The following is a 1,232-nucleotide window of genomic DNA, read 5'->3' as shown; positions in this document are numbered from 1 at the left end:
TCGATGCTGGTGTTCGCGGCACTTACCGCACTCAGTGCAGCGTCGCTGGCGTTGGAGGTGGCGTCGGTGTTCATCGAGGACAGCAACCCTGAGCTGGCCAGAAAGCTGGCGATTGCCTCAGTTGTCACCGGCGTGTTGTCGATCGGAAACTTTGTCGGTGCGTTCAAGCAGGCTGCCAATTTGCTGCGCTCGGCCGCCAGCCTCGCCGCGAGGCTGGCGCGCAGCGCTGCAAAAGCGAGCTGGCGAGTGCTCAACGCCTGGGGCAGCCGCGGGTTCGTCGGTGCCTACCGTTACCTCAAGGCCTCAAGCCAGGCGGCCAAGGTATCCAAGGCCAGCGCGCAGGCTTCGGCAGCGGTTGCCAGGAGTAAGGTCGCCAGCGTGCTGGGCGAATTGGCAACACCCAAATTTGCCGTGGTTAAAAGCGACGCTGTCCAGAAGCTGCTCACCGGTAATAACTACACCTTGATCACAGGGTGGCAGGCAAGGATCCATGCAGGAGTCACGCAACTTCCTAGATGGTCGATCACGGCAGCGGAAGTAGGGTTTTTGGCAACGGACGGCTTGGATCTCAAGGAAGGTGTGGAAGCTGCCATGGGCTGATACTGGCGAGTAGCCTGAGATACAGAGCGCGAGACATTCGATGTTGTTTTGCGTGCCCCGGCAGCCCGCGCTCAAGTTGATCTACCCCTCCAGCGCCATTGAAATCACGGGCTGGAGCGAGCCGCCAATGTCGGGAAGCACTGGGAAACGGGCCGGATGCTTGCCACGGTCTGGCTGATGTTGCCCAGCGCCGCGCCTTTTCTATCTGTTGCTTTTGAACAGGCAGTGGGCAGCTTGAGGGGGTAACCCCTCTTGCCCAGCTGAGTGAGGCCGGCTGTAAACTTGCCCTACTATTGTTGCCAGTTGTGCACTCTCTCGCGAAATCGTCACATAACGGCAAGTGGGCCTATCGGTGCTTCAGTCGAAGCTCTAGCCATTCGGCCCTTTGCTGACAAGTGAATCGAGGAAAGGGTCATGACGGCTACAACCACGGCTACCGCTGTACCTGCCCGCACTGCACTTTCGACTTCTGTACCCTTCAAAATCACCGACCGCCCCGACGGCGAGCTACCCAATATGGGGGGGTTCAGCCTGCAACGGCTGGGCACGTTGGAGAAGGGTTGGCATAGCCTGTGCCCCATCCGTGCCGATCGGGATCTTGCCAAAGGCGAGGTGCTCAGTGCCTTCCTGAT

2 protein-coding genes are annotated in these 1,232 nt (G+C 59.7%); both read left to right on the top strand.

Translation table 11 applies throughout. The annotated features are described in order from the left end of the window. Positions 1-600: hypothetical protein (locus F474_RS22760; protein WP_165830365.1), on the top strand; the 600-nt coding region annotated here is incomplete at its 5' end. A 414-nt stretch (positions 601-1,014) separates the two neighbouring features. Then, positions 1,015-1,232, top strand: a 218-nt coding sequence (locus F474_RS22490; protein ID WP_133245000.1) for a hypothetical protein, incomplete at its 3' end; no start/stop codon positions are given.

Source organism: Pseudomonas sp. URIL14HWK12:I12 (assembly GCF_003097135.1).
Classification (GTDB): domain Bacteria; phylum Pseudomonadota; class Gammaproteobacteria; order Pseudomonadales; family Pseudomonadaceae; genus Aquipseudomonas.
Note: the sequence above shows the minus strand (reverse complement) of the source record. Positions and strands in the feature narration are given on the sequence as shown.